Genomic DNA, 25,326 nt, shown 5'->3' with positions numbered 1-25,326 from the left:
GAGGAAACCCCATGACTCTCACTCAGCACGACATCGACCAGGAGATCGCGGCCGAGCACGCCGCCTACGAGAAGCGGCTCGCCGACGGCGCACCGGTCGAGCATCACCCGCGCCGCGACTACGCCCCGTACCGCTCCTCCGTCCTGCGCCACCCCAAGCAGCCGCCCGTCGCGATCGACGTGAGCAAGGACCCGGAGCTGGTGGAGCTGTCCTCCCCCGCCTTCGGGGAGCGGGACATCACCGAGATCGACAACGACCTGACCCGGCAGCACAACGGCGAGCCGATCGGCGAGCGCATCACGGTCTCCGGGCGGCTGCTCGACCGGGACGGACGCCCGATCCGCGGCCAGCTCGTCGAGATCTGGCAGGCCAACTCGGCGGGCCGCTACGCCCATCAGCGCGAGCAGCACGACGCCCCGCTGGACCCGAACTTCACCGGCGTCGGGCGCACGCTGACCGACGACAGCGGCTGCTACACCTTCACCACCATCCAGCCGGGCCCGTACCCCTGGCGCCAGCACCTCAACGCCTGGCGGCCGGCGCACATCCACTTCTCGATCTTCGGTACGGCGTTCACCCAGCGGCTGGTGACGCAGATGTACTTCCCCAGCGACCCGCTGTTCCCGTACGACCCGATCATCCAGTCCGTCACCGACGACGCGGCCCGCCAGCGGCTGATCGCGACCTACGACCACAGCCTGTCGGTGCCGGAGTTCTCCATGGGCTACCACTGGGACATCGTGCTCGACGGGCCGAACGCCACCTGGATCGAAGAAGGGCGCTGACCAGCCATGACGAAGATCGACACCAGTCGCCCGGAGACCGTCCTGCCGACCCCGTCGCACACGGTCGGCCCGTTCTACGGCCATGCCCTGCCCTTCCCCGGCGGCGGCGACATCGCCCCGGTCGGCCACCCGGACACGATCGCCCTTCAGGGATACGTGTACGACGGCGAGGGCAATCCGCTGCCGGACGCGTTCCTGGAGCTGTGGGGGCCGGACCCGGACGGCAGTGTGCCTCAGGTCGACGGTTCCATGCGGCGGGACCCCGCGAGCGGCGGCTTCCTGGGCCGTAACGGCGTGGAGTTCACCGGCTGGGGGCGCGTCCAGACCGACGCAGGCGGCCACTGGAGCGCACGGACGCTGCGGCCGGGGGCGCGCGGTCGGAGTGCGCCGTACCTCAGCGTGTGTCTGTTCGCGCGCGGGCTGCTCGTGCATCTGTACACGCGGATCTATCTGCCGGGCGACGAGGCGGCGCTCGCCGCTGATCCGCTGCTGGCCCGGGTGGATCCGGAGCGACGCGCCACGCTGATCGCCGCTGAGGAGCCCCACGGCACCTACCGTTTCGACATCCGCCTTCAGGGCGAAGGCGAAACGGTCTTCCTGGAGTTCCAGTGAGTTCTGCCGAAGTCGACAGTCTGCTCGGCCCCGGGTGGGCGGACTGCGCCGCAGCGTCCGCGACGACTGACACCGCCTTTCTCCAGGCCCTGCTCGACGCCGAGGCCGCGCTGACCCGCGCCCAGGGCCCGGCCGGGGCGGGCGAGGCGGTGACGGAGGCGGCCGACGCCGGGCGTTTCGACGTACCGTCGATCGCGCTGCGCGCCCGCGCCGGCGGCAACCCGGTCATCCCGCTCGTCGCCGATCTGACGAAGGCGGTGGGCAAGGAGTACGGCCCGTACGTCCACCGGGGCGCGACCAGCCAGGACATCATGGACACCGCGACGATGCTGGTCGCCCACCGCGCCCTGGACCCGCTCCTCGCCGATCTGGCCCGCACCGAATCGGCGCTGGCCCGTCTTGCCGCCGAGCACCGGGACACGCCCATGCCCGGGCGCACCCTCACCCAGCACGCCGTACCGACGACGTTCGGGCTGAAGGCGGCGGGCTGGCGTTCGCTGGTGCTGGACGCGCGGGACCGGGTCATCGCCGTACGGGAGTCGCTGCCCGTCCAACTCGGTGGCGCGGCCGGGACCTTGGCGGCCTTCACGGCGTACGGCGTCGAGGACGCGACCGCGCTGGTCGCGGCCTATGCCCGGGAGACCGGGCTCGCGGCGCCGACGCTGCCCTGGCACACCCTGCGCACCCCGGTCGCCGATCTGGCCGGGTGTCTCGCGTTCACGGCCGGGGCGCTGGGGAAGATCGCGGCGGATGTGCTGACGCTGTCCCGTACCGAGATCGCGGAGCTCGCGGAGGGCAGTGGCGGCGGTTCGTCGGCGATGCCGCACAAGGCGAATCCCGTACGGTCCACGCTGATCGCGGCCGCGGCCCGGCGGGCCCCGCAGCTCGCGGCCACGCTGTACGGGTCGCTGGCCGCCGAGGACGAGCGTCCGGCCGGTGCCTGGCATGCCGAGTGGGAGCCCCTTCGTGAGCTGCTCCGACTGGCCGGAGGCGCCGCCCGGGACGCGGCCGAACTCACCCAGGGACTACGGGTCCACGCGGACGCCATGCGCGAACACCTCGGCGTCACCCGCGGGTTGATCGTCTCGGAGCGGCTGTCCGCCGAACTGGCCCCGGTGCTGGGCCGCGCCCGCGCCAAGGCCCTACTGACGGAGCTGGCCGAGCGGACCCACACCGAGGGCCGGACCTTGCCCGAATTCCTCGCCAAAGAGCCCGAGTTGAGGGACGTCGACCTCGACGAGCTCACCGACCCCGCCCGCTACACCGGCAGCGCCGCTGCCCTCACCGACCGTGCTCTGGAGCGACGTTGACCGACCTTCTCCTCAACCACCGTACCGAGGGCCCCGCTTCCGCTCCCCCGCTGCTGCTCGGGCCGTCGCTGGGCACCTCGTACGCCCTGTGGGACGCGGTCGCGCCCGAGCTGTCCATCGGGCATCGCGTGGTCCGCTGGGATCTGCCCGGGCACGGTGGCTCGGCGGCGGAGCTGATCGGGCCCGGCGCCACCGTCGGCGACCTCGCCGAACTGGTGCTGCGGCTGGCCGACTCGCTCGGCATCGAGCGGTTCGCGTACGCCGGGGTGTCGCTCGGTGGTGCCGTGGGGCTGCATCTGGCCGTGCACCATCCCGAGCGGGTCTCGTCGCTCGCCGTGATCTGTTCCTCGGCCCACTTCAACGGGGCGAAGCCGTGGGAGGAGCGGGCCGCGCTGGTGCGCGCGAAGGGCCTCGCCGAGCTGGCCGGGACGGCCGACTCGCGTTGGTTCACGCCCGGGTTCACCGTGCCGCGGCTCGTCCAGGACCATCGTGACGCCGACCCGGAGGCGTACGCGGCCTGCTGTGACGCGCTGGCCGCGTTCGACCTGCGCGACCGGCTCGCGGAGATCTCCGCGCCCACGCTGCTGATCGCGGGCCGGGAGGATCCCGCGACCCCGCCGGTCCATCTGCGGGAGATCGCCGACGCGGTGCCCGGCGCCGCGCTGGTCGAACTCCCCGGCGCCTCCCATCTGGCGCCCGCGCAGTGCCCGGAGGCCGTCCTCACCGCCCTGCGTGCCCACCTCGACGGCGGCGCCCCGCGCGGTATGGAGGTGCGCCGGGAGGTGCTCGGCGACGCGCACGTGGACCGGGCCCAGGAGCGCCAGACCCCCTTCACCGCCCGCTTCCAGGACTTCATCTCCCGCTACGCCTGGGGCGAGATCTGGACCGACCCGACGCTCAGCCGCCGCGAGCGCAGCATGATCACCCTGACCGCGCTGGTCGCCCACGGCCACTACGACGAGCTGGCGATGCACGTTCGGGCGGCGCGGCGCAACGGCCTGACCCCGCAGGAGATCGGCGCGGTGCTGCTCCAGACGGCCGTGTACTGCGGGGTGCCGGCGGCGAACTCGGCGTTCGCGACGGCTCAGCGGGTTCTCGCGGAGGAAGAGGGATGACCCTGCCGCGAGCCGAGCGGTGGCGGGCCCCGGCTAGTTGAGCCCGGTTCCCGTCGCCAGCATCTCCTCCGCCTTCGCCGCCAGACCGTCGGCGCCGCACAGCCGGGCCAGCGTCAGGCCACGGTTCAGTTCGGCGGTGGAGCGGGCCGCGATGCCGTACTCGATGCGGGAGGCCGCGTGTTCGTACTGGCAGGGTGAGGCCTCCAGGAAAGTGACCGCCTGTGCGGCGAGCCGCACCGCGCGCTGGCCGGTCTCCAGGGCGGCGGCGCAGCGCAGGGCCTCGCCGATGGCCGTGTCGGTGCCGAAGCGTTCGGCGTGCCGGCGGACGTCGGCGGCCAGTCGGGCGGCCCGGGCCGGGTCCTCGGTGGCGAGGGCCCGGGCGAGGTCGACGGCCCAGGGCACCATGATGGGGTTGTGGTGGCCGCGTGCGGTCGCCGCCTTCTCGGCCTGCTCCAGTTCGTTGATGCCGTCCTTGGTCCGGCCGACGGCGAGCAGCAGCCGGCCGCGCACCGAGCGCGGGTCGGGCAGCACGATGGTGCTCGGATAGGGCGGTGCGAAGCCGTACTGCTCGGCGACCTCCCAGGCCTCCTCGACATGGCCGCGGGCGAGCAGGGTGTCGACGAGGTTGCAGGTGGCGGACCAGTACAGCGGCAGTCTGCGGCCCACGCGCTCGGCTAGCCGCAGCGATTGGCGCAGGGACTTCTCCGCCTCGCGCAGGCGGCCCCGCCTGCGGTGTCCGATGCCGAGGTAGGCATGGGCCAGGGCGAGATGTCCGCCGCTCCAGCCGGCCGACTCGTACGCGCGCAGGGCTTCGGTGTAAAGGGCCTCGGCGCGGTCGAGCCGGTCGGCGAAGGCGTACGCGCTGGCCAGCATCATCAGCAGCTCGATGCCCCACTCCGGGTCGGTCCAGCCGAGCCCGGGCGCGAGGCGGCCGTTGACCAGGGCGCGGTCGCACAGCTCGGCGACCTCCTCGGCGTTCTCGCCGTGGGCCATGGCGTCGAAGCCGCGCAGAATGAGCACCGCGCGTTCGGAGTTGTCCCGGCCGGTGCAGGTGCGGGCGAGTTCGGCGAGCCGCTCGGACCGCTCGGGCGAGGAGGCCTCGCCCGCGTGGATGCCCTCCCACATGTACTGCACGGCCTGCAACCGGAGCTTGGCGGGGCCGGATTCGTGCCGGGCGGCCTCCGCCTGGACCGTGCGGACGGCCTCCTCCATCTGGTCGTTGTGGAGGAGGGCCTGGGAGAGCCGGTAGACGGCGTCCACGCGCGCGGGGCCGTCGAGTCCGGGCATGGCGAGCGCGCTGCGGAGATGGCTGATGGTGGTGGCGGGTGCGGTCAGCAGTGCGGCGCAGCCGAGTTCGTACAGGACGTGCGGATGGACCTCTGGCCGGGGCGGTTCGCGCAGGGCGCGCTCCAGACAGCGGCGGGCCGCGTCCGGGGCGCCGACGGCGAGGTGTTCGGCGGCGGCTTCGCGCAACTGCCCGACGAGTTCGGCGTCGTCGTCCGGGTGGACCTCCAGCAGATGGCGGGAGGCGGCCGCCGCTCCGCGCCCCGAGTCGGTGACCACGCGGGCGGCGATGCCGTGCATGGCGGTGCACAGGGCGGGCGGGATGGAGTTGTAGACGGCGGTGGCGATCAGCGGGTGGACGAACTCCAGGTCGCCCTCCTCCACCGGGCCGGGGGTGGTGAGGATGCGGGCGCTGCGCAGGAGTTCGGCGCAGCGGACCGCGTCGTCGTGGCCCATGGTGGCGAGTTCGGCGACCTGGTCGACGGTGATGCCGGCGCCGAGGATGGCGGCAGCCCAGGCGAACCGGGTGGCCTCGATGCCGAGTCCCTCCAGGCGGGCGACGAGTCCGCCGCCGCGGGCCGAGCGGTTCAGGGCGCGCAGTTCGGCGGCGGAGGACTCGACCGGATCCATCTCGCTGTCCTGGACCTTGGCGAGGAGTTCGACGGTCTCGTAGGGGTTTCCGGCGGTGACGGCCCAGACCTCGCGGCAGAACGCGGCGTCGGCGTGTCCGCCGACGGTGGCGCGGGTCAGGCCCGCGGTGGCGTCCGGGGTCAGCGCGCTCAGGGTGGTGACGGGACGGCTCGCGGCGGCGGCCACCGCGTCGAGGTGCCGGGCGCTCTCGCCCCGGACGTCCTCCCCGGGCCTGCGGGCCACCACGACCAGCACGGACAGATCGTCGAGGCGCTCGGCGAAGGCGGCGAGCCAGCGCAGGGTCTCCTGGTCGGCCCAGTGCGCGTCGTCGATGAGCAGCACCAGCGGCCATTCGCGTCGCGCGAGCCGCCGTACGGCGGCGACCAGACCGTCGCACACGCCCTGCGGGTCGGCGCGTCGCTCGCCGGGATCCGCTATCCCGAGGGCGGGGCCGGCGATGTCGTACCAGTCACCGAGGTACTCGCGGGCCTCCTCCGGCAGCAGCGACACCAGCGCGGGCTGGAGCAACTGCCGTACGACATTGAAGGGGACGGACCTCAGCGTCTCGCCACCGCGGGCCGACCAGACCTGGCAGCCGCGGGCCTCGGCGATGCGCCGGGTCTCGGCCAGCAGGGCGGTCTTGCCGAGGCCCGCCTCGCCCCGGATCACCAACAGGCTGCCCGAGGAGGAGCGGTCGGCGCTCAGGGTGTCCACCGCCCGTACGACGGCGGCGACTTCGGCGTCGCGCTCCCACAGGGAAGCCGAGGCGGCCGCCGTGGGCCGTACCTCCGTCATCCCGCTACCTCCCCAAGTCGCCCGAACGACGTACGAGTCTTGAGCGTAGTCCTCCGACCGTCCACTCGGAGTGCGGTCCGGACAGCTGTTGCCGTCACGGGTGACGGACCGTTCGGGAAGATGACACGAGGGGCTCGGCGCGGCGGTCCGGGTCCCTCTCATCCGGCTTTCACCGTTGCCTCATACGGTGGGGTCATGACGCAGGTGACTCCTCCCGGGTGGTATCCCGACCCGGGGCAGACAAGTGACGGTCCCGCCACCGAGCGCTGGTGGGACGGCAGGGCGTGGACGGACCGGACGCGCCCCGTGGGATCGGCCGCCGCATGGGGTCCGCCGGCGCCGTCGCCGGCTGCCGGGGCACAGCCGGCCTATCCCCCGGCCTATCCGGTTCATCCCGCCCCGCCGCCCGGCGGTCAACGGCGCGGACTGCGGACGGGCATAGCCGTGGCGGTGGCCGCCGCGGTCCTCGCGAGCATCGGTGTGGGCGTGTACGCGCTGGCCGACGGCGGGGATTCGGACGGCGGCACCAGCAACTCCCAGCAGGGGCCAGGCAATCAGGGCGGGCCGGGCGGCCCCGGCGGGCAGGACGGTCCGTTCGGCGACTCCGGCGGCTCGGGCGGTTCCGGTGGGCAGTCGCCGTCCCCGTCCCCGTCGCCGGAGGGGTCCGAGGCGCCCCGGATCGAGAGCGGCTCGGTGACCGACGCGATCAGCGGCATCAGCCTGCCGGTGCCGGACGGCTGGTACGGCCAGGAGATCAGCGCGGGCGCCGCGGTGACCTCCGAGGAGTCGTACAAGTGCCCCGGCGACACCTCCCAGAACTGCACCAAGGGCGGCGCCTACTCGGCCCCCGCGCGCCTGCTCGGCACCACGGGCACCACCGCCGAGGAGGTGGCGAAAGCGGACATCGAGGAGAACGCCCAGCAGTCCTACGGCGAGGGGTACGGCGAGATCACCTCGCACGAGGTGCTGGCCTCCAAGGCGGTGACCGTGGCCGGGCAGAAGGGCTACCTGGTGCGCTGGAAGGCGGTCACCAGCAAGGGCGCCGACGGCTACGTCGAGTCGCTCGCCTTCCCCTCCCCCGCGGACTCCGGGCAGATCGTGGTGGTCCGCTTCGGCGTCGACGTCGGTGAGAAGCAGTCCGTGATCGACGAGATCACGGAGGGCATCGAGGTGGCGTCCGGCGGCGGCAACGGCCAGGACGTCTGAGGCCCCCGCACAACAGACGGCCGGGTGGGGCACCTCTCCGCTCAAGAGGGACCCCACCCGGCCGGGGGGTGCGCGCCGCCCCCGTCCCCACGGGTCGGCGCGAACAGGTCACCGTCCAGTCATCCCGTGGACGGCGGCCTGAGTCCTATTTCAGTCCCAGTGCGGGCAACACGGCGGCCTCCACGAAGCGGAGCAGATAGTCGGGGTCGGCGAACTCGCCCTCCAGGACCGGCCGGGCGCGCAGCACTCCGAAGATCTGCGCGGCGACATACGGCAGCGCGGGATGATCGGCGGCGATCTCACCGCGCTCGACCCCGCGCCGGAGGATGGCCTGGAGCGCGGCGAGTTCGGGTTCGACGAGCGCCTCGCGCAGCGCCTGCTGGAGCTCGGGGTCCTGGGTGACCGCGTGCCCGAAGGCCTGGAGCAGGATGGTGGTGTCGCCGTAGGAGTCGCCGGCCGCCCGCCCGGCCGCGCGCAGGTCGCCCGCGAGCGTGCCGGTGTCGATGCCGGCGAAGCGCGGGCAGCGGCTGGAGCGCAGGGCCGCCGCGACGAACTGGGGCTTGGTCTTCCACTGCCGGTAGAGCGTGGACTTGCTGCACCGCGTGCTCGTGGCGATGCCCTCCATGGTGACGGCGTCGTAACCGCACTCGCGGATCTGTTCGAGGACGGCGTCGAAGAACTCCTTCTCACGCTCGGGCGTGATCTTGGAGCGGCGCGAGGCGTTGACCGTCTCCGGTCCGTCCGCGGCCTGCGACGTCATCGGCTCTTCTCCTCGCTCGGGTGCTTTCCAGTGTGGCGCATGTCTATCGGTACGCCAGTGTACCGGTACCCGACCGTATCGGTACACTGACGTATCGGTACAGTGCCGTTTCGGTACTTACCCGTATCGATGAGTTCGGCGCGCCCGCGGAGTCACCAGCCCTGCGGGCCGCCGTCCGCACCACCCACGCACCACCGTCAGCGAAAGGGCCGGGGTATGGATGCCCGCACCGAGCCTGCAGAAGCCGAGTCGGACGCGATAGCGCGTCCGCCGCTCGTCCGTGAGCTCCTGCTCGTCGCAGGGCTCTTCCTCGTCTACAAGTTCGGCCGGCAGCTGGCCACGGGCCACACCGGTGAGGCCTTCCGCAACGCGCACCGCGTATGGGACCTGGAGCGAGCGGTCCATCTGCCCGGCGAGGGCTCGGTGCAGTCGCTGCTGCTGCACGGCGACACCCTGGTCCATGTCGCGAACACCTACTACGCGACCGTCCACTTCCCGGCCACCGCGGCCTTCCTGGTCTGGCTCTATCTGCGCCGCCCCGCGCACTACGTCTGGGCCCGCCGGGTACTGGCCACCGTCACCGCTGTCGCCCTGGTCGGCCATCTGCTCTTCCCGCTGGCCCCGCCGCGCATGCTCGAAGCGACCGGGCTGATCGACACCGCCCGGCTGTACGGCCCCTCGGTGTACGGCCCGCCCTCCAGCGACCATCTGTCGAACCAGTTCGCCGCGATGCCCTCGCTGCACTTCGGCTGGGCCCTGATGGTGGCCATCGGGCTGATCGTCGCCACCCGGTCGCGCCGGCGCCGGCTGTGGCTGCTGCATCCGGCGCTGACCCTGCTGGTGATCGTGGGGACGGCCAACCACTACTGGCTCGACGCGATCGTGGCCGCGGCCCTGCTCGGTCTCGCGCTCGCCGTGATCCGCCCCCGGACTCCGTCCGGGGGGACCCCCGTCTCGCTTCGCTCGCCGCACCGCACCCGGATGACCGCGGGACGCGGCACCGAACACCTCGTACCGGCCGAAGTACCCGTCGACGAACCGACTCTCGTGGGAGCGGGCCGATGAACGCCACACTGCTCGCGGTAGTGCTGTCCCTGTTCTCGGCCGTCGCCTACGCGGCCGCCGCCGTCGCCCAGGAGCGCCTCGCCTCCCGGGCCCCCGGGAGCGGTGTCCTGCGGCTGCTGGGCTCGGGGGCCTGGTGGTCGACCGTCGGGCTGAACGCCACCGGTGCGCTGCTGCACGTCGTGGCCCTGAAGTACGGGCCGCTCACCTTGGTCCAGCCGCTCGGCGCGCTCACGCTGGTCGCGGCCGTGCCCCTGGGCGCGCGGGTCGCGGGGCGCCGGGTCAGCGCCGTCGAGTGGCGGGGCACCGCCCTCACCCTCCTCGGCCTCGCGGCGATCCTCGTCACGGCGTCCGGGCACGCCCCCGACGACGTGCTGAGCGTGTCCGAGGCGGTGGCGGTCGCCGGGGTCACGTCGGTGCTGATCGCCGCGCTGGGGCGGCCGGGCAAGCGGCGGGGCCTCAGGCACGCGACCGCGTCCGGGGTCGCCTCCGGAGTGGCCTCGGCGCTCACCCAGACCGTGACGGTGGCCGCGACGGACCGCTCGGGGTCGCTGCTGAGCATGCAGGTGATCGGGGTGGCTCTGGTCGTCGCGGCCTTCGCGGCGGGCGGACTGCTGCTGTCGCAGTCGGCCTACCGGGACGGTCTGGACGCCCCGCTCGCACTGGTCACCCTGGCCAACCCGGTGGCCGCCGCGCTGATCGGGCTCGCGCTACTGGGCGAACGGCTCCAGGGCGGCGCGGCCGGAGCCCTGCTGGCGCTGGCGGGCGCGGGGATCGCGGGCCGGGGCGTGGTGCTGCTGACCCGGGCGGTGCCCGGCACCGACGACCAGCCGACCCGGGCGACGCCCGCCGCCGACAACCCGCTGCCCCGGACGACACCGGCCACCGACCATCTGCTGACCAGGACGACGCCCGCCACCGATCACGACCACCCCGTGGCCGCCGTTCTGGCCCTGGAGCCGGGGACGGCGACGGCGGAGCCGGCGTTGGTGCCCCGGCAGCCGTCGCCGGGGCACCTCACGCCGCTGTGACCTAGTCCGTGACGATCGCCGGGTCGCTCACACCCGGACGCCCGTTCTCGACGTGACCGGCGAACCTCCGCAGGAACGCCGGGTCGGCGTCGGAGGTGACCGTCAGGTCGTACCAGCGCCGGCTCGCCGCGAGGTCGACGGTGTGCCGGACGGTGGCGCCGGGGCGCACGGTGAAGGTCCGCGCCGGCCCGCCGTAGCCGCTGGTGACCTTGAGCCGGACGGTGCCGAAGCCCTTGTTGGTGAAGGTCAGCTGGACGTCGTCACCGGTGTGGCGCGCGGTGACCTCGGGCCCGGCGGTCTTGTTCGGGCCCTTGAAGACGCGCAGGAAGCCGTTCGGGCCGTGCACGGTCAGGTCGTACGAGCCGTTCGAGTACGCCGAGTTCCAGGTGTCGGCGATGTTCTTGCCGGCCTCGGTGGTGTACGTCCACGGTCCGTCGGTGCGGTTGCCGGACGTCACCAGGAAGGCGGCGCCCGCCTTGGCGCCGGAGGCGAAGGTCAGCGTGAACTTGCCGGCCGCCGCGTCCACCGAGCCGTCCACGTGGGGGGCGTACTTCAGCGGGCGGGCGGGGCGCAGACCGCGCTCCTGGCGGGGCATGTCCGGGTCCGCCGGGGGCGTCGGCTTGTAGTCGGGGTGCCGCTCGCGGTCCTGCGGCTCGTACTCGTCCGTCTCCGGCAGCGCGGCCGGGCGGCTGTCCTTGCGGGAGAAGTCGAAGGCCGAGGTGAGATCGCCGCAGACGGTCCGCCGCCACGGGGAGATGTTGGTCTCCTGCACACCGAAGCGACGCTCCATGAACTGGAGGATCGAGGTGTGGTCGAGGGTCTCGGAGCAGACGTAACCGCCCTTGCTCCACGGCGAGACGACCAGCATCGGCACACGCGGGCCGAGGCCGTAGGGGCCGGCCGGGCGCCTGCTGTCGCCCGGGTAGAGGTCGAGCGAGACATCGACGGTGGACTTGCCCCGGGAGGCGTCCTTCGGCGGGAGCGGCGGCACCAGGTGGTCGAAGAAGCCGTCGTTCTCGTCGTACGTGATGAACAGGGCCGTCTTCGACCAGACCTCCGGGTTGGAGGTGAGGGCGTCCAGGACCTGGGCGATGTACCAGGCGCCGTAGTTCGAGGGCCAGTTGGAGTGCTCGGAGAAGGCCTCGGGGGCGGCGATCCAGGAGATCTGCGGCAGCTCCCCGGCCTTGACGTCGGCCCTCAGCTGGTCGAAGTAGCCGTCGCCGTTCTTGACGTCGGTGCCGGTGCGGGCCTTGTCGTACCAGGGCTCGCCGGGCTCGGCCTCGCGGTACTTGTCGAAGTACAGCAGGGAGTTGTCGCCGTAGTTGCCGCGGTATGCGTCGCTGATCCAGCCCCAGGAGCCGGCCGCGTCCAGGCCGTCGCCGATGTCCTGGTAGATCTTCCAGGAGATACCGGCTTCTTCGAGCCGCTCCGGGTAGGTCGTCCAGCCGTAGCCGAGCTCGTCGTTGCCGAGGACCGGGCCGCCGCCCGTGCCGTCGTTGCCCGTGTAACCCGTCCACATGTAGTAGCGGTTCGGGTCGGTGGAGCCGATGAACGAGCAGTGGTAGGCGTCGCAGATGGTGAAGGCGTCGGCGAGGGCGTAGTGGAAGGGAATGTCCTCGCGGTTCAGGTACGCCATGGTCGTGGTGCCCTTGGCGGGCACCCACTTGTCGTACTTGCCGCCGTTGTAGGCCTGTTGGCCGTCGGTCCAGCCGTGCGGCAGGCCCTCCAGGAACTGCATGCCGAGGTCGTCGGCGGTGGGGTGGAAGGGCAGCAGGTCCTTGGTGCCGTCGGACTGGTGCCACACCGACTTGCCGCTGTCCAGCCTCACCGGGTGCGGGTCGCCGAAGCCGCGGACACCCCTCAGCTTGCCGAAGTAGTGGTCGAACGAACGGTTCTCCTGCATCAGGACGACGATGTGCTCGACATCCTCGATCGACCCGGTGCGGTGGTTCGCCGGGATGGCGGCGGCACGCTGAATGCTGCTCGACAGCGCGGTGAACGCCGAGGTGGCGCCCGCGAGTTGGAGGAATCTACGCCGGTTTACATCGGGCATGAGTGAGGGACCTCTCCCCTTGAGGGTGTTCGACCGGTCGGATCGCTTTGACGGATTGTGCGCGGAAGGAGTGTTCCAAGAGCACCAAACGTCAGGGAAGGGTCTGGTGGCGGCTGTGTGAAAGTCGTCGGTACGGGAGGTGCGGGGTGGTCATGCGCCGGCACCGGGGTGGGGCAGCCGCTGGAGGCGTGAGTGACGCAGGCTGGCGTGGCGGGCCAGCGCCCGGTCCAGGTCCTCGGCCGTGACGCTCAGACGGCTGCCCTCGACGGAGATCGGCCGCAGACCGCCTCGCCGGCCGCGGCGGACGGCCCCCGGACGTGCGGCAGTGGGTGAACCTCGCCGACCCTGGCGACCTGGTGGCCGTTCCGCCGAGGGGAGTCGAGGCGAAGTTCGACGGCGTCGACCTCGGCCGTTCCGGCACCGTTCCGATCCACGTCTTCGACTTCCACCTCGTGGCCAACTACCTCGCGACCTCACGGCTCGCCGATCTGCTGACTTCGGAACGGCTTCCGTGAGACGGAAGCGGCGTTGCGGCCCTGTGACGCCCTTCCGGACGATGGCTCCACCGCAGACAGACGGGAGCCGCAACGATGCCTCATATGACCGCCTTCGCCAGGAACCAGTGGTACGTCGCCGCCTACAGCCATGAGGTGGGGCGGGAGTTGCTCGGACGGACGGTTCTCGGTGAGCCGCTCGTGCTGTACCGCAGCGAGGAGGACGGGACGCCCGTCGTGCTGCACGACCGGTGTGTGCACCGGCGGTACCCGCTGTCCGAGGCGCCGACCCGGCTCGACGGGGACCGGATTGTCTGCGGGTATCACGGGTTCACGTACGACACGACCGGCACCTGCGTGTACGTGCCGGGGCAGAAACGCGTACCGCGCACCGCCCGCGTCGCCTCCTACCCCGTTGTCGAGCAGGACTCGCTGGTGTGGGTGTGGATCGGCGACCCGGCGCTCGCCGATCCGCAGGTCATCCCGCGCGCCGCGCACCTCGACTCCCCCGGCTGGACCACCGTCCGCGGCATGGAGCCCATCGACTGCGACTACGGCCTCCTCGTCGACAACCTCCTCGACCTCTCCCACGAGACCTATCTGCACGGCGGTTACATCGGCACCCCCGAGGTCGCCGAGACGCCGATCACCACCGAGGTCGACGAGGGCGCCGGGATCGTGCGGGTGAGCCGGCACATGGACGATGCCGAATGCCCGCCGTTCTACGCGAAGTCGACCGGGATCGAGGGCCGGATCACGCGCTGGCAGGACATCGAGTACCACGCGCCCTGCCTGTACCTGCTGCACAGCAGGGTCGCTCCGGTGGGGGTGGTCCCGGAGGCGGACGGCAGTGATCCGGGCGGCTTCCACACGGAGGTCACGTATGCGATCACGCCCTCCGGCGACGGCAAGGTGTACGACTTCTGGGCGGTGTCCCGGGACTGGGCGACCGACGATGCGGACGTCACCGAGTTCCTGCGGAGCAACAACCACACGGTCGTCATGCAGGACGTCACCGCGCTCAACCTGCTCCAGCGCACCCTCGGCACCGAGCGGCACGGCTACCAGGAGCTGAGCATCAACATCGACACCGGCGGCCTGGCCGCCCGCCGTATTCTCGCCCGGCTGGTCGAGGAGGGCGACAAGCCCGTGGAGAAGGTCCTGTGACAGCGCCGACAGGGGAGATCTACCGCATCGACTGGCTGCCGGGCACGGACATCCTGCACGGCACCTGTCACTGCGGCGCCCAGCACACCGCCGAGGACCCCGTCGAGATGTGGGAATGGATGCTCGGCCACCCCGAGGGACACTTCGAGGGGCCCGACTCATGACCGAACTCGTCATACAGGGCCGGGAGTTCGCAGCCGACGGAGTGCTCGAACTCACCCTCCGGCACCCCCTCGGACAGCAACTCCCCGCATGGGAACCCGGCGCCCACATCGACCTCCTCCTCGGCCCCGACCTGGAGCGGCAGTACTCCCTGTGCGGCGACCCCTCCGACCGCACCGCCTGGCGGATCGCGGTGCTGCGGGAACCGGACGGGCGGGGCGGATCGGCGTTCGTGCACGAGCAGTTGGGACAGGGCGACAAGGTCCGGGTGCGCGGGCCGCGCAATCACTTCGCCCTCCACCCGGCCCCCCGCTACCGCTTCATCGCGGGCGGCATCGGCATCACTCCCATCCTGCCCATGCTCGCCGCGGCCGAGGCGGCCGGCGCCGAATGGACGCTCTTGTACGGCGGCCGCACCCGCGCCTCGATGGCCTTCACCGAGGAACTCCGCGGCTACGGCGACCGCGTGACGCTCGCTCCCCAGGACGAGTCCGGGCTGCTGGACCTGGCGCCTGTCCTGGACGACCTCCCCGACGGCACCCTCGTATACTGCTGCGGCCCCGGCCCGCTCCTGGACGCGGTGGAAGAGCGGTGCCCCAAGGGAGTTCTCCACGTCGAGCGGTTCCAGCCGAAGGAGCAACAGGCCGGGCAGGACACCGAGTTCGAGGTCGTCCTCGCCCGCAGCGGCCGTACGCTCACCGTCCCGCCCGGCGTCTCCGTGCTCGACTCCGTGCGCTCCGCCGGCGTCGAGGTGCTGTACTCCTGCACCGAGGGCACCTGCGGGACCTGCGAGACCGATGTCGTCGAAGGCGCCCCGGACCATCGGGACTCGGTGCTGACCGACGCCGAGCGCGAGGCCGGGGAGACCATGCTCATCTGTGTGTCCCGGTGCCGGGGGAAGCGGCTCGTGCTGGACCTGTGATCCTCAGGTCGGCCTCGATCCGGGCGACCGTGTCCAGCAGCGGCGGCAGCAGGTCACGGCGTACGGACTCCAGGGAGTTGCGGCCGGCGTGCACCGCGATGTTCACGGCCGCCGTCACCTCGCCGCCCCGGTCCCGCACCGGGGCGGCGACGGATCGCAGCCCCAACTCCAGTTCCTGGTCGACGATCGCGTACCCCTGTCGGCGCACCCGGCGCAGCTCGGCCCGCAGCGCGTCCGGCTCGACCAGCGTGCGCGCGGTCAGCGGGCTCAGGTCGGCCCGCGCCAGCCGGGTGTCGATCTCCTCCTCCGTCAGATGCGCCAGGATGACGCGGCCCACCGAGGTGACATGCGCCGGGAAGCGCGTGCCCACGGTGATGGACGCGGTCATGATGCGGCTGGTCGGCACCCGGGCCACGTAGACGATGTCGTCGCCGTCGAGGACGCACAGTGACGATGACTCCCTTACCTGGCGCACAAGTTGCTCCAGATGCGGTTCGGCGAGCTCGGGCAGCGTGAAGCTGGAGAGGTAGGAGTAGCCGAGCTCCAGTACCCGGGGCGTGAGCCTGAACTGGCGTCCGTCCTGGTGGACATAGCCGAGGTCGACGAGGGTGAGCAGCAGTCGGCGTGCGGCGGCCCGGGTCAGTCCGCAGTCGCGGGCGACCTCGCTGAGCGTGCGGGTGGGGTGCCCGGCGTCGAAGGAGCGGACGACGGCGAGGCCGTGCGCGAAGGAGTTCACGAAGTGGCGTCCGCGGACCGGCTCGGGCATCATCGCCTCCTGGTGTGTCAACAATTTTGTCAGCGAAGCCGGTTGACCCGATCGGTACCGGGCTCTACCTTCCCGCTGAACGCGTTTGAGCACTACTGTGCGGTCAGCGCACAGCCTGTCGGAACACCGTTGTCTGCACAGGAGGAGTCATGCGTCGTCTGCTCGCCGCCGTCGCGGCCGGCACTTTTCTGTTCGCCGTGACGGCCTGCGGCTCGTCCGACGACGGCGGTTCGTCGGACGGGGAGGGCTCGTCGGGCGGTGTCACGACGGTCACCGTGGGGCTCATCCCCATCGTCGACGTCGCACCCCTCTACCTCGGTCAGGAGAAGGGCTTCTTCGAAAAGCAGGGCCTGAAGCTGAAGTTGACGACCGCTCAGGGCGGTGCGGCGATCGTGCCGGCCGTGGTCAGCGGGCAGTACCAGTTCGGGTTCAGCAACATGACCTCTCTGATGATCGCCCAGTCCAACAACGTTCCGGTGAAGGCGATTGCCAACGGCATCGCATCGACGGGCCAGGGCGGCAAGGACTTCGGCGCGCTCACCGTGAAGAAGGACAGCGCGGTCAAGTCGCCGAAGGAGCTCGAGGGCAAGAAGGTCGCCGTCAACACGCTGAAGAACATCAACGAGACCGCGGTACGCGAGTCGGTGCGCAAGGCGGGCGGCGACCCGGACAAGGTGCAGTTCGTGGAGCTCGCCTTCGACCAGATGCCCGCCGCCCTCGACGCCGGGCAGATCGACGCGGCGATGGTGGTCGAGCCGGCGCTCGCCACGATCAAGAGCCAGGGCGGCCGTGAGATCGCCTCGTCCCTGGTCGACGTGGCCCCGGACCTCACGGTGGCGATGTACTTCACCTCCACGCAGTACGCGCAGGAGAACCCGGAGTTGGTGAAGAAGTTCCAGGACGCCACAGCCGAGTCCCTCGCCTACGCCGACGCCCACCCCGACGAGGTCCGCCAGATCGTCTCGACGTACACCAAGATCCCACCCGCGGTGCTGGAGCAGGTGACGCTGCCGAAGTGGCCGGCCGAGGCGAACCGCGCCTCCATCGAGAAGCTGATGCAACTCGGTGAGGACGACGGCCTGTTCAAGACGACACCGGACCTGGACAAGCTGCTGTCGTGAAGGGGCTGAACGTCGTACTCGGTGGGGCCGGGCTCGCGGTCTTCCTCGCCCTGGGCGAGGCGGTGCCGCGGCTCGGCCTGGTCAAGGAGGCGTACTTCCCGCCGACCAGCCGGATCGCCGACGCGCTCGGGGACGAGGTGGCCGACTCCGCCTTCTGGACCGCCCTCGGCGACACCCTGACCGGCTGGGCGCTGGGGCTGATCCTGGCCTCCTGCGCGGGGATCGTGGCGGGAGTGGTGATCTCGGTGGTGCCGTACCTCCGCGAAGCCACCGCCTCCACCGTCGAGTTCCTCCGCCCGATCCCCTCCGTCGCCCTGATCCCCCTCGCCGTGCTCCTGTACGGCACCGAACTGCGCTCGGTCCTCCTGCTGGTCGTCTACGCCTCCTTCTGGCAGGTGCTGATCCAGGTCCTGTACGGCGTCCAGGACGTCGACCCGGTCGCCGACGAGACGGCACGGTCGTACGGTCTCGGCACCTGGGCGCGGATCCGGCATGTGCTGTGGCCGACCGCGCTGCCGTACGTCATGACCGGGGTTCGGCTGGCCGCCGCGGTGGCGCTGATCCTCGCCGTAACCGCTGAACTGGTCATCGGCGCACCGGGGTTGGGGGCGCGTATCGCGATCGCTCAGAACTCCCAGGCGGTGCCCGAGATGTACGCGCTGATCGTGGTCACCGGGCTGCTGGGGCTGCTGATCAACGTCGGGGCGCGGACGGTGGAGCGGCGGGCGCTGGCCTGGCACCAGTCGGTGCGCGGGGAGGTGATGGTGTGAGGCTGCTGCTTCTGCGGACCGTCTTCGTGTTCGCGCTGCCGACCGTGCTGGTGGGCGTGTGGTGGGTGGCGTCCGACGACAGTACGGACGTGTACTGGCCGCCCCTGCGGACGATCCTGGAGACCTTCCCGGATGTCTGGACCGGCGACCGGCTGAAGGACGACGTCCTGCCCAGCGTCCTCCGGCTGACCGGCGGTTACGCGCTCGCGGCCGTGGTGGGCGTGGCGCTCGGCACGGTCATCGGCTCCTACCGGCGGGTGCGGGCGGTGTGCGAGCCGGTGCTGGAGTTCCTGCGGGCGGTGCCGCCGCCGGTGCTGGTGCCGGTCATCATGCTGTTCGCGGGCATCGGCGACACCATGAAGGTCACCGTGATCGCCAGCGGCTGTGTCTGGCCGATCCTGCTCAACACCGTCGAGGGCGTGCGCGCGGTCGACCCGGTGATGGCGGAGACGGCCCGCAGTTACGGCGTCACGGGCCCGGCACGCCTCAGACATGTGGTGCTGCGCTCGGCGAGTCCGCAGATCTTCGCGGGCCTGCGCCAGGCGCTGTCCATCGGGATCATCCTGATGGTCATCAGCGAGATGTTCGCCGCCAGCAACGGACTCGGCTTCACCATCGTCCAGTTCCAGCGCAGCTTCGCCATCCCCGACATGTGGACCGGCATCCTGGTCCTCGGCCTGCTCGGCTTCCTGCTCTCCGTCGTCTTCCAACTCGTCGAACGGCGCGTCCTCGGCTGGTACCACGGCCTGCGCGCCTCCACCCGGCGGTCCTCGTGAGCCTCCTGAAAGGGCAACCCATGCTCGACGTGCGCGGCCTGAAGAAGGTGTACGAGGGATCGGGGCGCCGTGTGGAGGCGGTGCGCGATCTCACCTTCACCGTCGACGCGGGCGAACTGGTCTGTCTCGTCGGCCCGTCGGGCTGCGGCAAGACGACCCTGCTGAAGTGCATGGGCGGCCTGCTCGCACCGACGGGCGGCGAAGTGCTGCTGGAGGGACGGAAGGTGACCGGTCCGCCGCCCGGCATGTCGTTCGTGTTCCAGGAGTACGGGCGCAGCCTGTTCCCCTGGATGCGGGTCGGCGAGAACGTCGAACTTCCGCTCAGGCAGAAGAACTTGGACAAGGCGCGGCGCCGGGAGCTGGTACGGGACGCGTTGGAGTCCGTAGGACTCTCCGACGCCACCAGCGCCTACCCCTGGCAGCTGTCCGGCGGTATGCAGCAGCGCGTCGCCATCGCCCGGGCGCTGGCCTACGAGCCGCGGGTGCTGCTGATGGACGAGCCTTTCGCGGCGGTCGACGCGCAGACCCGTGCCGATCTGGAGGATCTCGTACGACGGCTGTGGCGGGAGCGGGGCATCACGATCCTGTTCGTCACCCATGACATCGACGAGGCCGTGTACCTCGGCGAGCGGGTCGTCGTCCTGTCCGCCTCCCCCACCGTCGTCCAGGAACAGCTCAAGGTCGATCTCCCGGACGAGCGGGACCAGTTGCGCACACGGGTGGCCCCGCGCTTCGCCGAGCTCAGGACCCATGTGTACGAGCAGATCCAGGCGGCGAAGCGCGGGGTGTCGGTCACGAAGTCGGATACGCCTCCACCTCACTGAACCTCGCGGCCGGCCGACCGATGTCAGCCGTGGCCTACTTCGCGGCCCACAGCCCCCGGACATGCCCGAGATGCCGTGTCATGACCTCGCGCACGGCCGACTCGTCGCGATCCAGCAGGGCGTCGAGGAGCTCCAGGTGCTCCTCGGCGGAGGCCAGCAGTCGGCCCGCCTTCACCAGCGCGGTGAGCCCGTAGAGGCGGGAGCGGCCGCGCAGATCGCCGACGACCTCGACCAGGTGGCTGTTGCCGGCCAGGGCGAGCAGGCCGAGATGGAAGCGGGTGTCGGCTTCGACGTACGCGATGAGGTCACCGGCCGCCGCGGCCTGCACGATCTCCCGGGCGGCGGGGCGCAGCGCCTCCAGCGAGACCGGGTCGGCGGTGCCGGCCAGCTCGACCACCGTGGGGATCTCGATGAGCGCGCGGATGTGCGTGTACTCGTCGAGCTGCTTCTCGGAGACCGCGGTGACCCGGAAGCCCTTGTTGGGGACGGTGTCGACCAGGCCCTCCTTGGCGAGGTCCAGCATGGCCTCGCGCACCGGGGTCGCCGAGACGCCGAAGCGGGCGGCCAGGGTGGGTGCCGAGTAGACCTCGCCCGGGAGCAGCTCACCGGCGATCAGCGCGGCCCGCAGGGCGTCGGCGACCCGCTCGCGGTAGCTGCGCTTCTTGCCGCCCAGCGTGGGCAGGGAGGGGGCGCCGGCGGGCTGGGCGGCCATAGTGGTGTCTCCTAGGGAATGCAATGTCACGCGTCACCCGCCATTATCCCCGCCCTAGAGAACGAATCCGGCCGGGAACGGGTCGCTCGGGTCGAGCAGGTACTGGGCGGTTCCGGTGATCCAGGCGCGGCCGGTGAAGCTCGGCAGGACGGCGGGGCGTCCGGCGACCTCGGTGGTGCCGAGGAGGCGGCCGGTGAACTGTGTGCCGATGAAGGACTCGTTGACGAACTCGGTGTGCAGCGGGAGTTCGCCGCGCGCGTGCAGTTGTGCCATGCGTGCGCTGGTGCCGGTGCCGCAGGGCGAGCGGTCGAACCAGCCCGGGTGGATCACCATCGCGTGCCGTGAGTGACGGGCGGTGGCACCGGGCGCGTACAGGTGGACGTGGTGGCAGCCGTGGATCGAGGGGTCCTCCGGATGGATGGGTTCCGACTCGGCATTGATCGCCTCCATGAGCGACAGGCCCGCCTTGAGGATGTCCTCCTTGCGGGTGCGGTCGAAGGGCAGCCCGAACTCCTCCAGCGGCAGGATGGCGTAGAAATTGCCGCCGTAGGCCAGGTCATATGTCACCGTGCGCCCGTCGGCCAGTGTGATCTTGCGGTCGAGGCCGAAGGAGAAGGACGGCACGTTCTTCAGCGTGACCGCCTTCGCGGCCCCGCCCTCCACGGCGACCTCGGCGACGACCAGACCCGCCGGGGTGTCGAGCCGGATGGTGGTGACCGGCTCCACGACCTCGACCATGCCGGTCTCCACCAGCACGGTCGCCACGCCGATCGTGCCGTGCCCGCACAACGGCAGATAGCCGGAGACCTCGATGTAGATGACACCCCAGTCGCAGTCGGGGCGGGTGGGCGGCTGGAGGATCGCGCCGCTCATCGCCGAGTGGCCGCGCGGCTCGTTCATCAGGAGCTGCTTGATGTGGTCGCGGTGCTCGCGGAAGTACAGGCGCCGCTCGTTCATGGTGGCGCCGGGGACCGTGCCGATGCCGCCGGTGACGACCCGGGTGGGCATGCCCTCGGTGTGCGAGTCGACGGCGTGCAGGACGAGTTCGCTGCGCATGATCCCTAGGCCAATCCGGCCGCGAGGGCCTTCTCCGTGGCGGCGCGGACCGCGGCCTCCTGCTCGGGCAGCAGCGGCACGCGTGGCGGGCGCACGGGACCGCCGTGCCGGCCCACGATGTCCATGGACAACTTGATGGCCTGCACGAACTCGACCTTGGAGTCCCAGCGCAACAGCGGGTGCAGTTGCGCGTACAGCTCCTTGGCGGTGTCCAGGTCACCGGCGACGGCCGCCCGGTACAACCGCACCGTCGACCGGGGCAGTGCGTTCGGGTAGCCCGCCACCCAGCCCTTGGCGCCGGCCAGCGCCAGCTCCAGCAGGACGTCGTCGGCGCCGATCAACAGGTCCAGTTCCGGGGCGAGTTCCGCGAGCCGGTAGGCGCGGCGGACGTCGCCGGAGAACTCCTTGACCGCGTGGATGTGGCCCTCGGCGTGCAGCTTGGCGAGCAGTTCCGGCACCAGGTCGACCTTGGTGTCGATGGGGTTGTTGTACGCCACGATCGGCACGCCCGCCTTCGCGACCTCCGCGTAGTGCGACAGCACCGAGCGCTCGTCGGCGCGGTAGGCGTTCGGCGGCAGCAGCATCACGGACGCACAGCCCGCGTCGCGCGCCTGCTCGGCCCAACGGCGGGCCTCCGCCGAGCCGTACGCGGCGACGCCCGGCATCACCCGCTCGCCCCCGATGGCGGCGACGGCCGTCTCGACGACCTTGGCGCGCTCCTCGGGGGTGAGGACCTGGTACTCGCCGAGCGAGCCGTTCGGTACGACGCCGTCGCAGCCGTTCTCGACGAGCCAGGCGCAGTGTTCGGCGTACTTGCCGTGGTCGACGGAGAGGTCGTCGTGGAGCGGGAGGGCGGTGGCGACGAGGACACCGCGCCAGGGGCGGTGGTCGGTGGTGGTCATAGGGGCCTCACCTCTATGGAGTGTGACATTTTACTGTCCGGACAATGAGATGTGCGATGTGCGGGGTGATCAGTCGCCGTCGGCCTCCCCGGCCCGCGCCAGCACCCCGAGCGGCACGGGCCGCGCGAACGGCCGCCGCGACGGCGTGAACGCGCACCCGGCGAGTCCCGCGACCGCCGGTCCGCACACCCGCCCCTGGCACCAGCCCATCCCGGCCCGGGTCAGCAGCTTCACGGTCCGTGCATCGCGGGCCCCGAGCTCGGCGACGGCCGCGCGGATCGTCCCGCCGGTGACCTCCTCGCACCGGCACACCACGGTGTCGTCGGTGACCAGTTCGGTCCAGTGGGCGGGCGGGGCGTATACGGTGTCCAGCGCGGCGAAGAAGGCCCGCAGCCGGGTCCGGGCCTTCGCGGCGGCCGCCCACGCGCGCGGGTCGGGTTCGGTGCCGTGCAGACGCGCGGCGGCGGAGCGCCCCGCGATGTGTCCCTCGGCGAGCGAGAGCGCCGAGCCGCCGATGCCGGTGGTCTCACCCGCCGCCCACACGCCGGGGACGTCGGTGCGCTGCTCGTCGTCGACGTGCACGGTGAGTCCGTCGAGCCGGCAGCCCAGCGTCTCGGCGAGATCGGTGTGCGGGAGCATGCCGTGGCCGACGGCGAGGGTGTCGCAGGGGATACGGCGTCCGCTGCCGGGCCTGACCCGCCCGTCGCGGTCGAGCGCGGCCACCGTCACCGCCTCCAGCCGCTCGGTGCCGTGCGCCTCGACCACGGTGTGCCGGGCGAGGGTCCGCACCCGGTGCCGGAGCAACCGGCCCGCGTACCCGGCGCCTTCGACGACCTTGCCGGGCTCGGCGACCAGCGCCCGGGACCGCCGTACGAAGGCCAGGGGGTCGGCCGAGTCCACCAGGGCGGCCACCTCGACGCCCGCCGCGGCGAGCCCGGCCGCCACCGGCAGCAGCAGCGGTCCGGTCCCGGCGACGACGGCGGTACGGCCGGACACCGCGAGGCCGCCCTTGAGCATGGCCTGGGCGCCGCCCGCGGCGATGACACCGGGGAGGGTCCAGCCGGGGAAGGGCAGCACCTTCTCGTAGCCGCCGGTGGCCAGGAGCACGGCGTCGGCGCGCACTTCGGCCGGGTCCCGCTGTTCGGGGCCGAGGAGGGCATGCACGGTGAATCCGGTGCTGCGGCGCTCGACGAGCCAGACGTGATGGTCCGTCAAGTGGCGTACGGGGCCCGACTCCACGTGGGTGCCGAGCCCGTCGCGCAGCCGTTCCCAGGTGCGCCACTGGTGGTGCAGGGCCTGGGGGCGGCGGGCGCGCAGGGCCGCGGCGGGCCGGCGGTAGAACTGGCCACCGGCCTCGGCCGCCGAGTCGATCAGCGTGACGCGTACGCCCTGTGCAGCGGCCGCCAGCGTCGCGGCGAGCCCTGCCGGACCCGCGCCGATCACCGCCAGGTCAGCTCTCATGGCCCGTCCCCTCCTGCGTGCGGATCGCGTCGCCCGAGTGCAATGGCACCAGGCAGGCGCGTTGGTTGGGGCGGTCGTTGACGGTGACCAGGCAGTCGAAGCAGACGCCGATACCGCAGAAGATCCCGCGCGGGCGGCCCTCGCCCCGTGTGGTGCGCCAAGAGGTGACCCCGGCCGCCCAGAGCGCGGCGGCCACCGTCTGTCCGGGCAACGCCTCGATCTCCCGGCCGTCGAGCGTGACCGTGAAGGCGGGTCCGGGGCGGGCTCCGGCCAGGTCCAGAGGGTTTCTCACGCGACCTCCTCGGGCTCGGGGAAGCGGTCGGGGCTGAACGGGGTCAGGCTCAGCTCGGGGGTCTTCCCGGTGAGCGCCTGGGCGATGAGGTGACCGGTGCCGGTGGCCAGACCGATACCGGCGCCCTCGTGCCCGCAGGCGTGGAGCAGGCCGGGGACCCGGGGGTCGGGGCCGATGGCGGGCAGGTGGTCGGGGAGGTACGGGCGGAAGCCGACGTAGGAGCGCAGCGCGCGGACGTCCGCCAGGGCGGGGAAGAGCCGGGTTGCGCCGGCCGCCAACTCCCTGACGACGGGCAGCGAGAAGGACCGGTCGAAGCCGACGCGTTCGCGGCTGGCGCCGATCAATACCGGTCCGGCGGACGTGCCCTCCACGACCGGCGAGGTCTGGAGCGCGGCCGAGTCGCTGGCGACGTCGGCCACGTAGTCGGCGGCGTACACCTTGTGCCGGATCAGGCGCGGGAGGGGTTCGGTGACGAGGACGAAGCCTCGGCGCGGGAGGACGGGCAGGTGGGTGCCGGCGAGAGTGGCCAGTTCGCCGCCCCAGGTGCCGGTGGCGTTGACGACCGACGGGGCGTGGATGTCGCCGCGGTCGGTGCGGACGCCGCGTACCGCGCCCTCGGGGGTGCGGGCAACGGCCGTGACGGTGCGGCCGGTGAGCAGGCGGGCGCCGGAGGCGCGGAGCAGGTGGGCGGCGGCCAGGGCGGGCATCACCTGGGAGTCCTGCGGGTAGTGCATGGCGCCCGCGAGGCCGGGGGCGAGGTGGGGTTCCAGGTCGTACAGGGCGTCCCCGGTGACCGGCCGGGCGACCACGCCGGCGGTGCGCTGGCCGTCGGCGAGGCGCTGGAGCCCGGTGAGGCCGTCGGGGTTCGAGGCCACGACGAGGCCGCCCTTGGCCTCGTACTCGACCGACTCACCGAACTCCTCCGCGAGTTCGGCCCACAGGCGGACCGACAGGAGCGCGAGGTCCAGCTCGGGGCCCGGCTCCTTGTCGGAGACGAGGAGGTTGCCCTCCCCCGCTCCGGTCGTGCCGCCGGCCACCGGTCCGCGGTCGACCACGATGACGTCGAGGCCGGACCGGGCGACGTACAGCGCGCAGGCGGCGCCCACCATCCCGGCGCCGACGACCACGACATCGCCGGTCAGTCGCATGCTCACGGCAGTACTATGTCACATGGTTCTCTGCGAGGGAATGCCGCAACATGCCGGACGTGCCAAGGATGTCGAGTCCTGACGAGGCGCCGTCGGCGACCTGAACGCCG

25 protein-coding genes are annotated in these 25,326 nt (G+C 71.9%); 15 read left to right on the top strand and 10 right to left on the bottom strand.

Translation table 11 applies throughout. From position 1 onward, the window contains the following. Nucleotides 1-11 precede the first annotated feature (11 nt). Genes pcaH through pcaDC form a run of 4 tightly spaced genes read left to right on the top strand, consistent with a single transcriptional unit; the run spans nt 12 to nt 3,822 of the window. Entirely contained in the window at nt 12-785 is a 774-nt protein-coding gene (pcaH, locus tag H4N64_RS02225; protein ID WP_186280348.1) for a protocatechuate 3,4-dioxygenase subunit beta, read from the top strand. 6 nt (nt 786-791) lie between these two features. Beyond that, a complete protein-coding gene (gene pcaG, locus H4N64_RS02220; RefSeq protein WP_186280347.1) occupies nt 792-1,397 on the top strand; it encodes a protocatechuate 3,4-dioxygenase subunit alpha in 606 nt (201 codons plus the stop codon). After that, on the top strand, nt 1,394-2,707 hold the full coding sequence (gene pcaB, locus H4N64_RS02215) for a 3-carboxy-cis,cis-muconate cycloisomerase (RefSeq protein WP_186280346.1): 1,314 nt from the start codon (nt 1,394-1,396) through the stop codon (nt 2,705-2,707). The genes pcaG and pcaB overlap by 4 nt, the downstream gene beginning before the upstream one ends. After that, the gene (gene pcaDC, locus H4N64_RS02210; RefSeq protein ID WP_186280345.1) at nt 2,704-3,822 is read left to right on the top strand and encodes a bifunctional 3-oxoadipate enol-lactonase/4-carboxymuconolactone decarboxylase PcaDC; all 1,119 of its coding nucleotides are present in this window, start codon (nt 2,704-2,706) and stop codon (nt 3,820-3,822) included. The genes pcaB and pcaDC overlap by 4 nt, the downstream gene beginning before the upstream one ends. 33 nt (nt 3,823-3,855) lie before the next feature. Here the strand turns inward: pcaDC and H4N64_RS02205 are convergent, their stop codons facing one another. After that, nucleotides 3,856-6,531 carry an ATP-binding protein gene (locus tag H4N64_RS02205; RefSeq protein ID WP_186280344.1) on the bottom strand — a complete coding sequence of 892 codons (2,676 nt, stop codon included), beginning with the start codon at nt 6,529-6,531 and terminating at the stop codon, nt 3,856-3,858. Nucleotides 6,532-6,726: 195 nt separating this feature from the next. On the opposite strand from H4N64_RS02205, the gene H4N64_RS02200 reads away from it, so the two are divergent. Further along, nucleotides 6,727-7,737: a DUF2510 domain-containing protein gene (locus H4N64_RS02200; protein ID WP_186280343.1), complete on the top strand. Its 1,011-nt coding sequence runs from the start codon at nt 6,727-6,729 to the stop codon at nt 7,735-7,737. Nucleotides 7,738-7,882: 145 nt separating this feature from the next. On the opposite strand, the gene H4N64_RS02195 is transcribed toward H4N64_RS02200, so the two are convergent. Then, nucleotides 7,883-8,497 (bottom strand): TetR/AcrR family transcriptional regulator, encoded by a 615-nt coding sequence (locus H4N64_RS02195; protein ID WP_186280342.1) that lies wholly within the window; start codon nt 8,495-8,497, stop codon nt 7,883-7,885. A gap of 216 nt (nt 8,498-8,713) precedes the next feature. Here H4N64_RS02195 and H4N64_RS02190 point away from each other — a divergent pair, with 216 nt between their 5' ends. Then, a complete protein-coding gene (locus H4N64_RS02190) occupies nt 8,714-9,562 on the top strand; it encodes a phosphatase PAP2 family protein (RefSeq protein ID WP_186280341.1) in 849 nt (282 codons plus the stop codon). Beyond that, nucleotides 9,559-10,590 carry a DMT family protein gene (locus H4N64_RS02185; RefSeq protein WP_186280340.1) on the top strand — a complete coding sequence of 344 codons (1,032 nt, stop codon included), beginning with the start codon at nt 9,559-9,561 and terminating at the stop codon, nt 10,588-10,590. Before H4N64_RS02190 ends, H4N64_RS02185 begins: the two co-directional genes overlap by 4 nt. A gap of 1 nt (nt 10,591) precedes the next feature. On the opposite strand, the gene H4N64_RS02180 is transcribed toward H4N64_RS02185, so the two are convergent. Beyond that, nucleotides 10,592-12,643 (bottom strand): phosphocholine-specific phospholipase C, encoded by a 2,052-nt coding sequence (locus tag H4N64_RS02180; RefSeq protein ID WP_186280339.1) that lies wholly within the window; start codon nt 12,641-12,643, stop codon nt 10,592-10,594. Nucleotides 12,644-12,960: 317 nt separating this feature from the next. On the opposite strand from H4N64_RS02180, the gene H4N64_RS02175 reads away from it, so the two are divergent. The 4 genes from H4N64_RS02175 to H4N64_RS02160 all read left to right on the top strand — a co-directional run bounded on the left by H4N64_RS02175 (nt 12,961) and on the right by H4N64_RS02160 (nt 15,388). Then, a complete protein-coding gene (locus H4N64_RS02175; protein ID WP_186280338.1) occupies nt 12,961-13,158 on the top strand; it encodes a hypothetical protein in 198 nt (65 codons plus the stop codon). Between the two features lie 75 nt (nt 13,159-13,233). Continuing rightward, nucleotides 13,234-14,304 (top strand): aromatic ring-hydroxylating dioxygenase subunit alpha, encoded by a 1,071-nt coding sequence (locus tag H4N64_RS02170; RefSeq protein ID WP_186280337.1) that lies wholly within the window; start codon nt 13,234-13,236, stop codon nt 14,302-14,304. After that, nucleotides 14,301-14,468: a hypothetical protein gene (locus tag H4N64_RS02165; RefSeq protein WP_186280336.1), complete on the top strand. Its 168-nt coding sequence runs from the start codon at nt 14,301-14,303 to the stop codon at nt 14,466-14,468. The genes H4N64_RS02170 and H4N64_RS02165 overlap by 4 nt, the downstream gene beginning before the upstream one ends. After that, nucleotides 14,465-15,388, top strand: a complete 924-nt coding sequence (locus H4N64_RS02160) for a PDR/VanB family oxidoreductase (RefSeq protein ID WP_186280335.1) — start codon at nt 14,465-14,467, stop codon at nt 15,386-15,388. The genes H4N64_RS02165 and H4N64_RS02160 overlap by 4 nt, the downstream gene beginning before the upstream one ends. Here the strand turns inward: H4N64_RS02160 and H4N64_RS02155 are convergent. Next, on the bottom strand, nt 15,339-16,154 hold the full coding sequence (locus H4N64_RS02155; RefSeq protein WP_186280334.1) for an IclR family transcriptional regulator domain-containing protein: 816 nt from the start codon (nt 16,152-16,154) through the stop codon (nt 15,339-15,341). The genes H4N64_RS02160 and H4N64_RS02155 overlap by 50 nt on opposite strands. A gap of 149 nt (nt 16,155-16,303) precedes the next feature. On the opposite strand from H4N64_RS02155, the gene H4N64_RS02150 reads away from it, so the two are divergent. Genes H4N64_RS02150 through H4N64_RS02135 form a run of 4 tightly spaced genes read left to right on the top strand, consistent with a single transcriptional unit; the run spans nt 16,304 to nt 19,645 of the window. After that, a complete protein-coding gene (locus H4N64_RS02150) occupies nt 16,304-17,275 on the top strand; it encodes an ABC transporter substrate-binding protein (protein ID WP_186280333.1) in 972 nt (323 codons plus the stop codon). Beyond that, complete coding sequence (locus H4N64_RS02145) at nt 17,272-18,045, top strand: ABC transporter permease subunit (RefSeq protein WP_186280332.1); 774 nt, start codon at nt 17,272-17,274, stop codon at nt 18,043-18,045. Before H4N64_RS02150 ends, H4N64_RS02145 begins: the two co-directional genes overlap by 4 nt. Continuing rightward, nucleotides 18,042-18,821, top strand: coding sequence for an ABC transporter permease subunit (locus tag H4N64_RS02140; protein WP_186280331.1), 780 nt, complete (start codon nt 18,042-18,044; stop codon nt 18,819-18,821). Before H4N64_RS02145 ends, H4N64_RS02140 begins: the two co-directional genes overlap by 4 nt. 20 nt (nt 18,822-18,841) lie before the next feature. Beyond that, a complete protein-coding gene (locus H4N64_RS02135; protein WP_186280330.1) occupies nt 18,842-19,645 on the top strand; it encodes an ABC transporter ATP-binding protein in 804 nt (267 codons plus the stop codon). A 34-nt stretch (nt 19,646-19,679) separates the two neighbouring features. Here the strand turns inward: H4N64_RS02135 and H4N64_RS02130 are convergent, their stop codons facing one another. The 6 genes from H4N64_RS02130 to H4N64_RS02105 form a co-directional block, all read right to left on the bottom strand. After that, the gene (locus H4N64_RS02130; RefSeq protein WP_186280329.1) at nt 19,680-20,357 is read right to left on the bottom strand and encodes a GntR family transcriptional regulator; all 678 of its coding nucleotides are present in this window, start codon (nt 20,355-20,357) and stop codon (nt 19,680-19,682) included. A 54-nt stretch (nt 20,358-20,411) separates the two neighbouring features. Continuing rightward, a complete protein-coding gene (locus H4N64_RS02125; RefSeq protein WP_186280328.1) occupies nt 20,412-21,413 on the bottom strand; it encodes a proline racemase family protein in 1,002 nt (333 codons plus the stop codon). Nucleotides 21,414-21,418: 5 nt separating this feature from the next. Further along, complete coding sequence (locus H4N64_RS02120; RefSeq protein WP_186280327.1) at nt 21,419-22,315, bottom strand: dihydrodipicolinate synthase family protein; 897 nt, start codon at nt 22,313-22,315, stop codon at nt 21,419-21,421. Nucleotides 22,316-22,384: 69 nt separating this feature from the next. Continuing rightward, the gene (locus H4N64_RS02115) at nt 22,385-23,776 is read right to left on the bottom strand and encodes an NAD(P)/FAD-dependent oxidoreductase (RefSeq protein WP_186280326.1); all 1,392 of its coding nucleotides are present in this window, start codon (nt 23,774-23,776) and stop codon (nt 22,385-22,387) included. After that, complete coding sequence (locus tag H4N64_RS02110; RefSeq protein ID WP_186280325.1) at nt 23,766-24,068, bottom strand: 2Fe-2S iron-sulfur cluster-binding protein; 303 nt, start codon at nt 24,066-24,068, stop codon at nt 23,766-23,768. Before H4N64_RS02110 ends, H4N64_RS02115 begins: the two co-directional genes overlap by 11 nt. Then, on the bottom strand, nt 24,065-25,222 hold the full coding sequence (locus H4N64_RS02105; RefSeq protein WP_186280324.1) for an FAD-dependent oxidoreductase: 1,158 nt from the start codon (nt 25,220-25,222) through the stop codon (nt 24,065-24,067). The genes H4N64_RS02110 and H4N64_RS02105 overlap by 4 nt, the downstream gene beginning before the upstream one ends. Nucleotides 25,223-25,326 lie beyond the last annotated feature (104 nt).

It is taken from the genome of Streptomyces cupreus (genome assembly GCF_014257025.1).
GTDB classification, from domain to species: domain Bacteria; phylum Actinomycetota; class Actinomycetes; order Streptomycetales; family Streptomycetaceae; genus Streptomyces; species Streptomyces cupreus.
This window is presented reverse-complemented; position numbering and strand designations above follow the sequence as displayed.

Bases quoted from the DNA above. Each gene is read 5' to 3' on its own strand.
- H4N64_RS02160 (WP_186280335.1), top strand. From the start codon at position 14,465: ATGACCGAACTCGTCATACAGGGCCGGGAGTTCGCAGCCGACGGAGTG.
- H4N64_RS02180 (WP_186280339.1), bottom strand. From the start codon at position 12,643: ATGCCCGATGTAAACCGGCGTAGATTCCTCCAACTCGCGGGCGCCACC.
- H4N64_RS02130 (WP_186280329.1), bottom strand. From the start codon at position 20,357: ATGGCCGCCCAGCCCGCCGGCGCCCCCTCCCTGCCCACGCTGGGCGGC.
- H4N64_RS02185 (WP_186280340.1), top strand. From the start codon at position 9,559: ATGAACGCCACACTGCTCGCGGTAGTGCTGTCCCTGTTCTCGGCCGTC.
- H4N64_RS02125 (WP_186280328.1), bottom strand. From the start codon at position 21,413: ATGCGCAGCGAACTCGTCCTGCACGCCGTCGACTCGCACACCGAGGGC.
- pcaH (WP_186280348.1), top strand. From the start codon at position 12: ATGACTCTCACTCAGCACGACATCGACCAGGAGATCGCGGCCGAGCAC.
- H4N64_RS02135 (WP_186280330.1), top strand. From the start codon at position 18,842: ATGCTCGACGTGCGCGGCCTGAAGAAGGTGTACGAGGGATCGGGGCGC.
- H4N64_RS02155 (WP_186280334.1), bottom strand. From the start codon at position 16,154: ATGCCCGAGCCGGTCCGCGGACGCCACTTCGTGAACTCCTTCGCGCAC.
- H4N64_RS02150 (WP_186280333.1), top strand. From the start codon at position 16,304: ATGCGTCGTCTGCTCGCCGCCGTCGCGGCCGGCACTTTTCTGTTCGCC.
- pcaG (WP_186280347.1), top strand. From the start codon at position 792: ATGACGAAGATCGACACCAGTCGCCCGGAGACCGTCCTGCCGACCCCG.
- H4N64_RS02200 (WP_186280343.1), top strand. From the start codon at position 6,727: ATGACGCAGGTGACTCCTCCCGGGTGGTATCCCGACCCGGGGCAGACA.
- H4N64_RS02190 (WP_186280341.1), top strand. From the start codon at position 8,714: ATGGATGCCCGCACCGAGCCTGCAGAAGCCGAGTCGGACGCGATAGCG.
- H4N64_RS02195 (WP_186280342.1), bottom strand. From the start codon at position 8,497: ATGACGTCGCAGGCCGCGGACGGACCGGAGACGGTCAACGCCTCGCGC.
- H4N64_RS02205 (WP_186280344.1), bottom strand. From the start codon at position 6,531: ATGACGGAGGTACGGCCCACGGCGGCCGCCTCGGCTTCCCTGTGGGAG.
- H4N64_RS02115 (WP_186280326.1), bottom strand. From the start codon at position 23,776: ATGAGAGCTGACCTGGCGGTGATCGGCGCGGGTCCGGCAGGGCTCGCC.
- H4N64_RS02120 (WP_186280327.1), bottom strand. From the start codon at position 22,315: ATGACCACCACCGACCACCGCCCCTGGCGCGGTGTCCTCGTCGCCACC.
- H4N64_RS02170 (WP_186280337.1), top strand. From the start codon at position 13,234: ATGCCTCATATGACCGCCTTCGCCAGGAACCAGTGGTACGTCGCCGCC.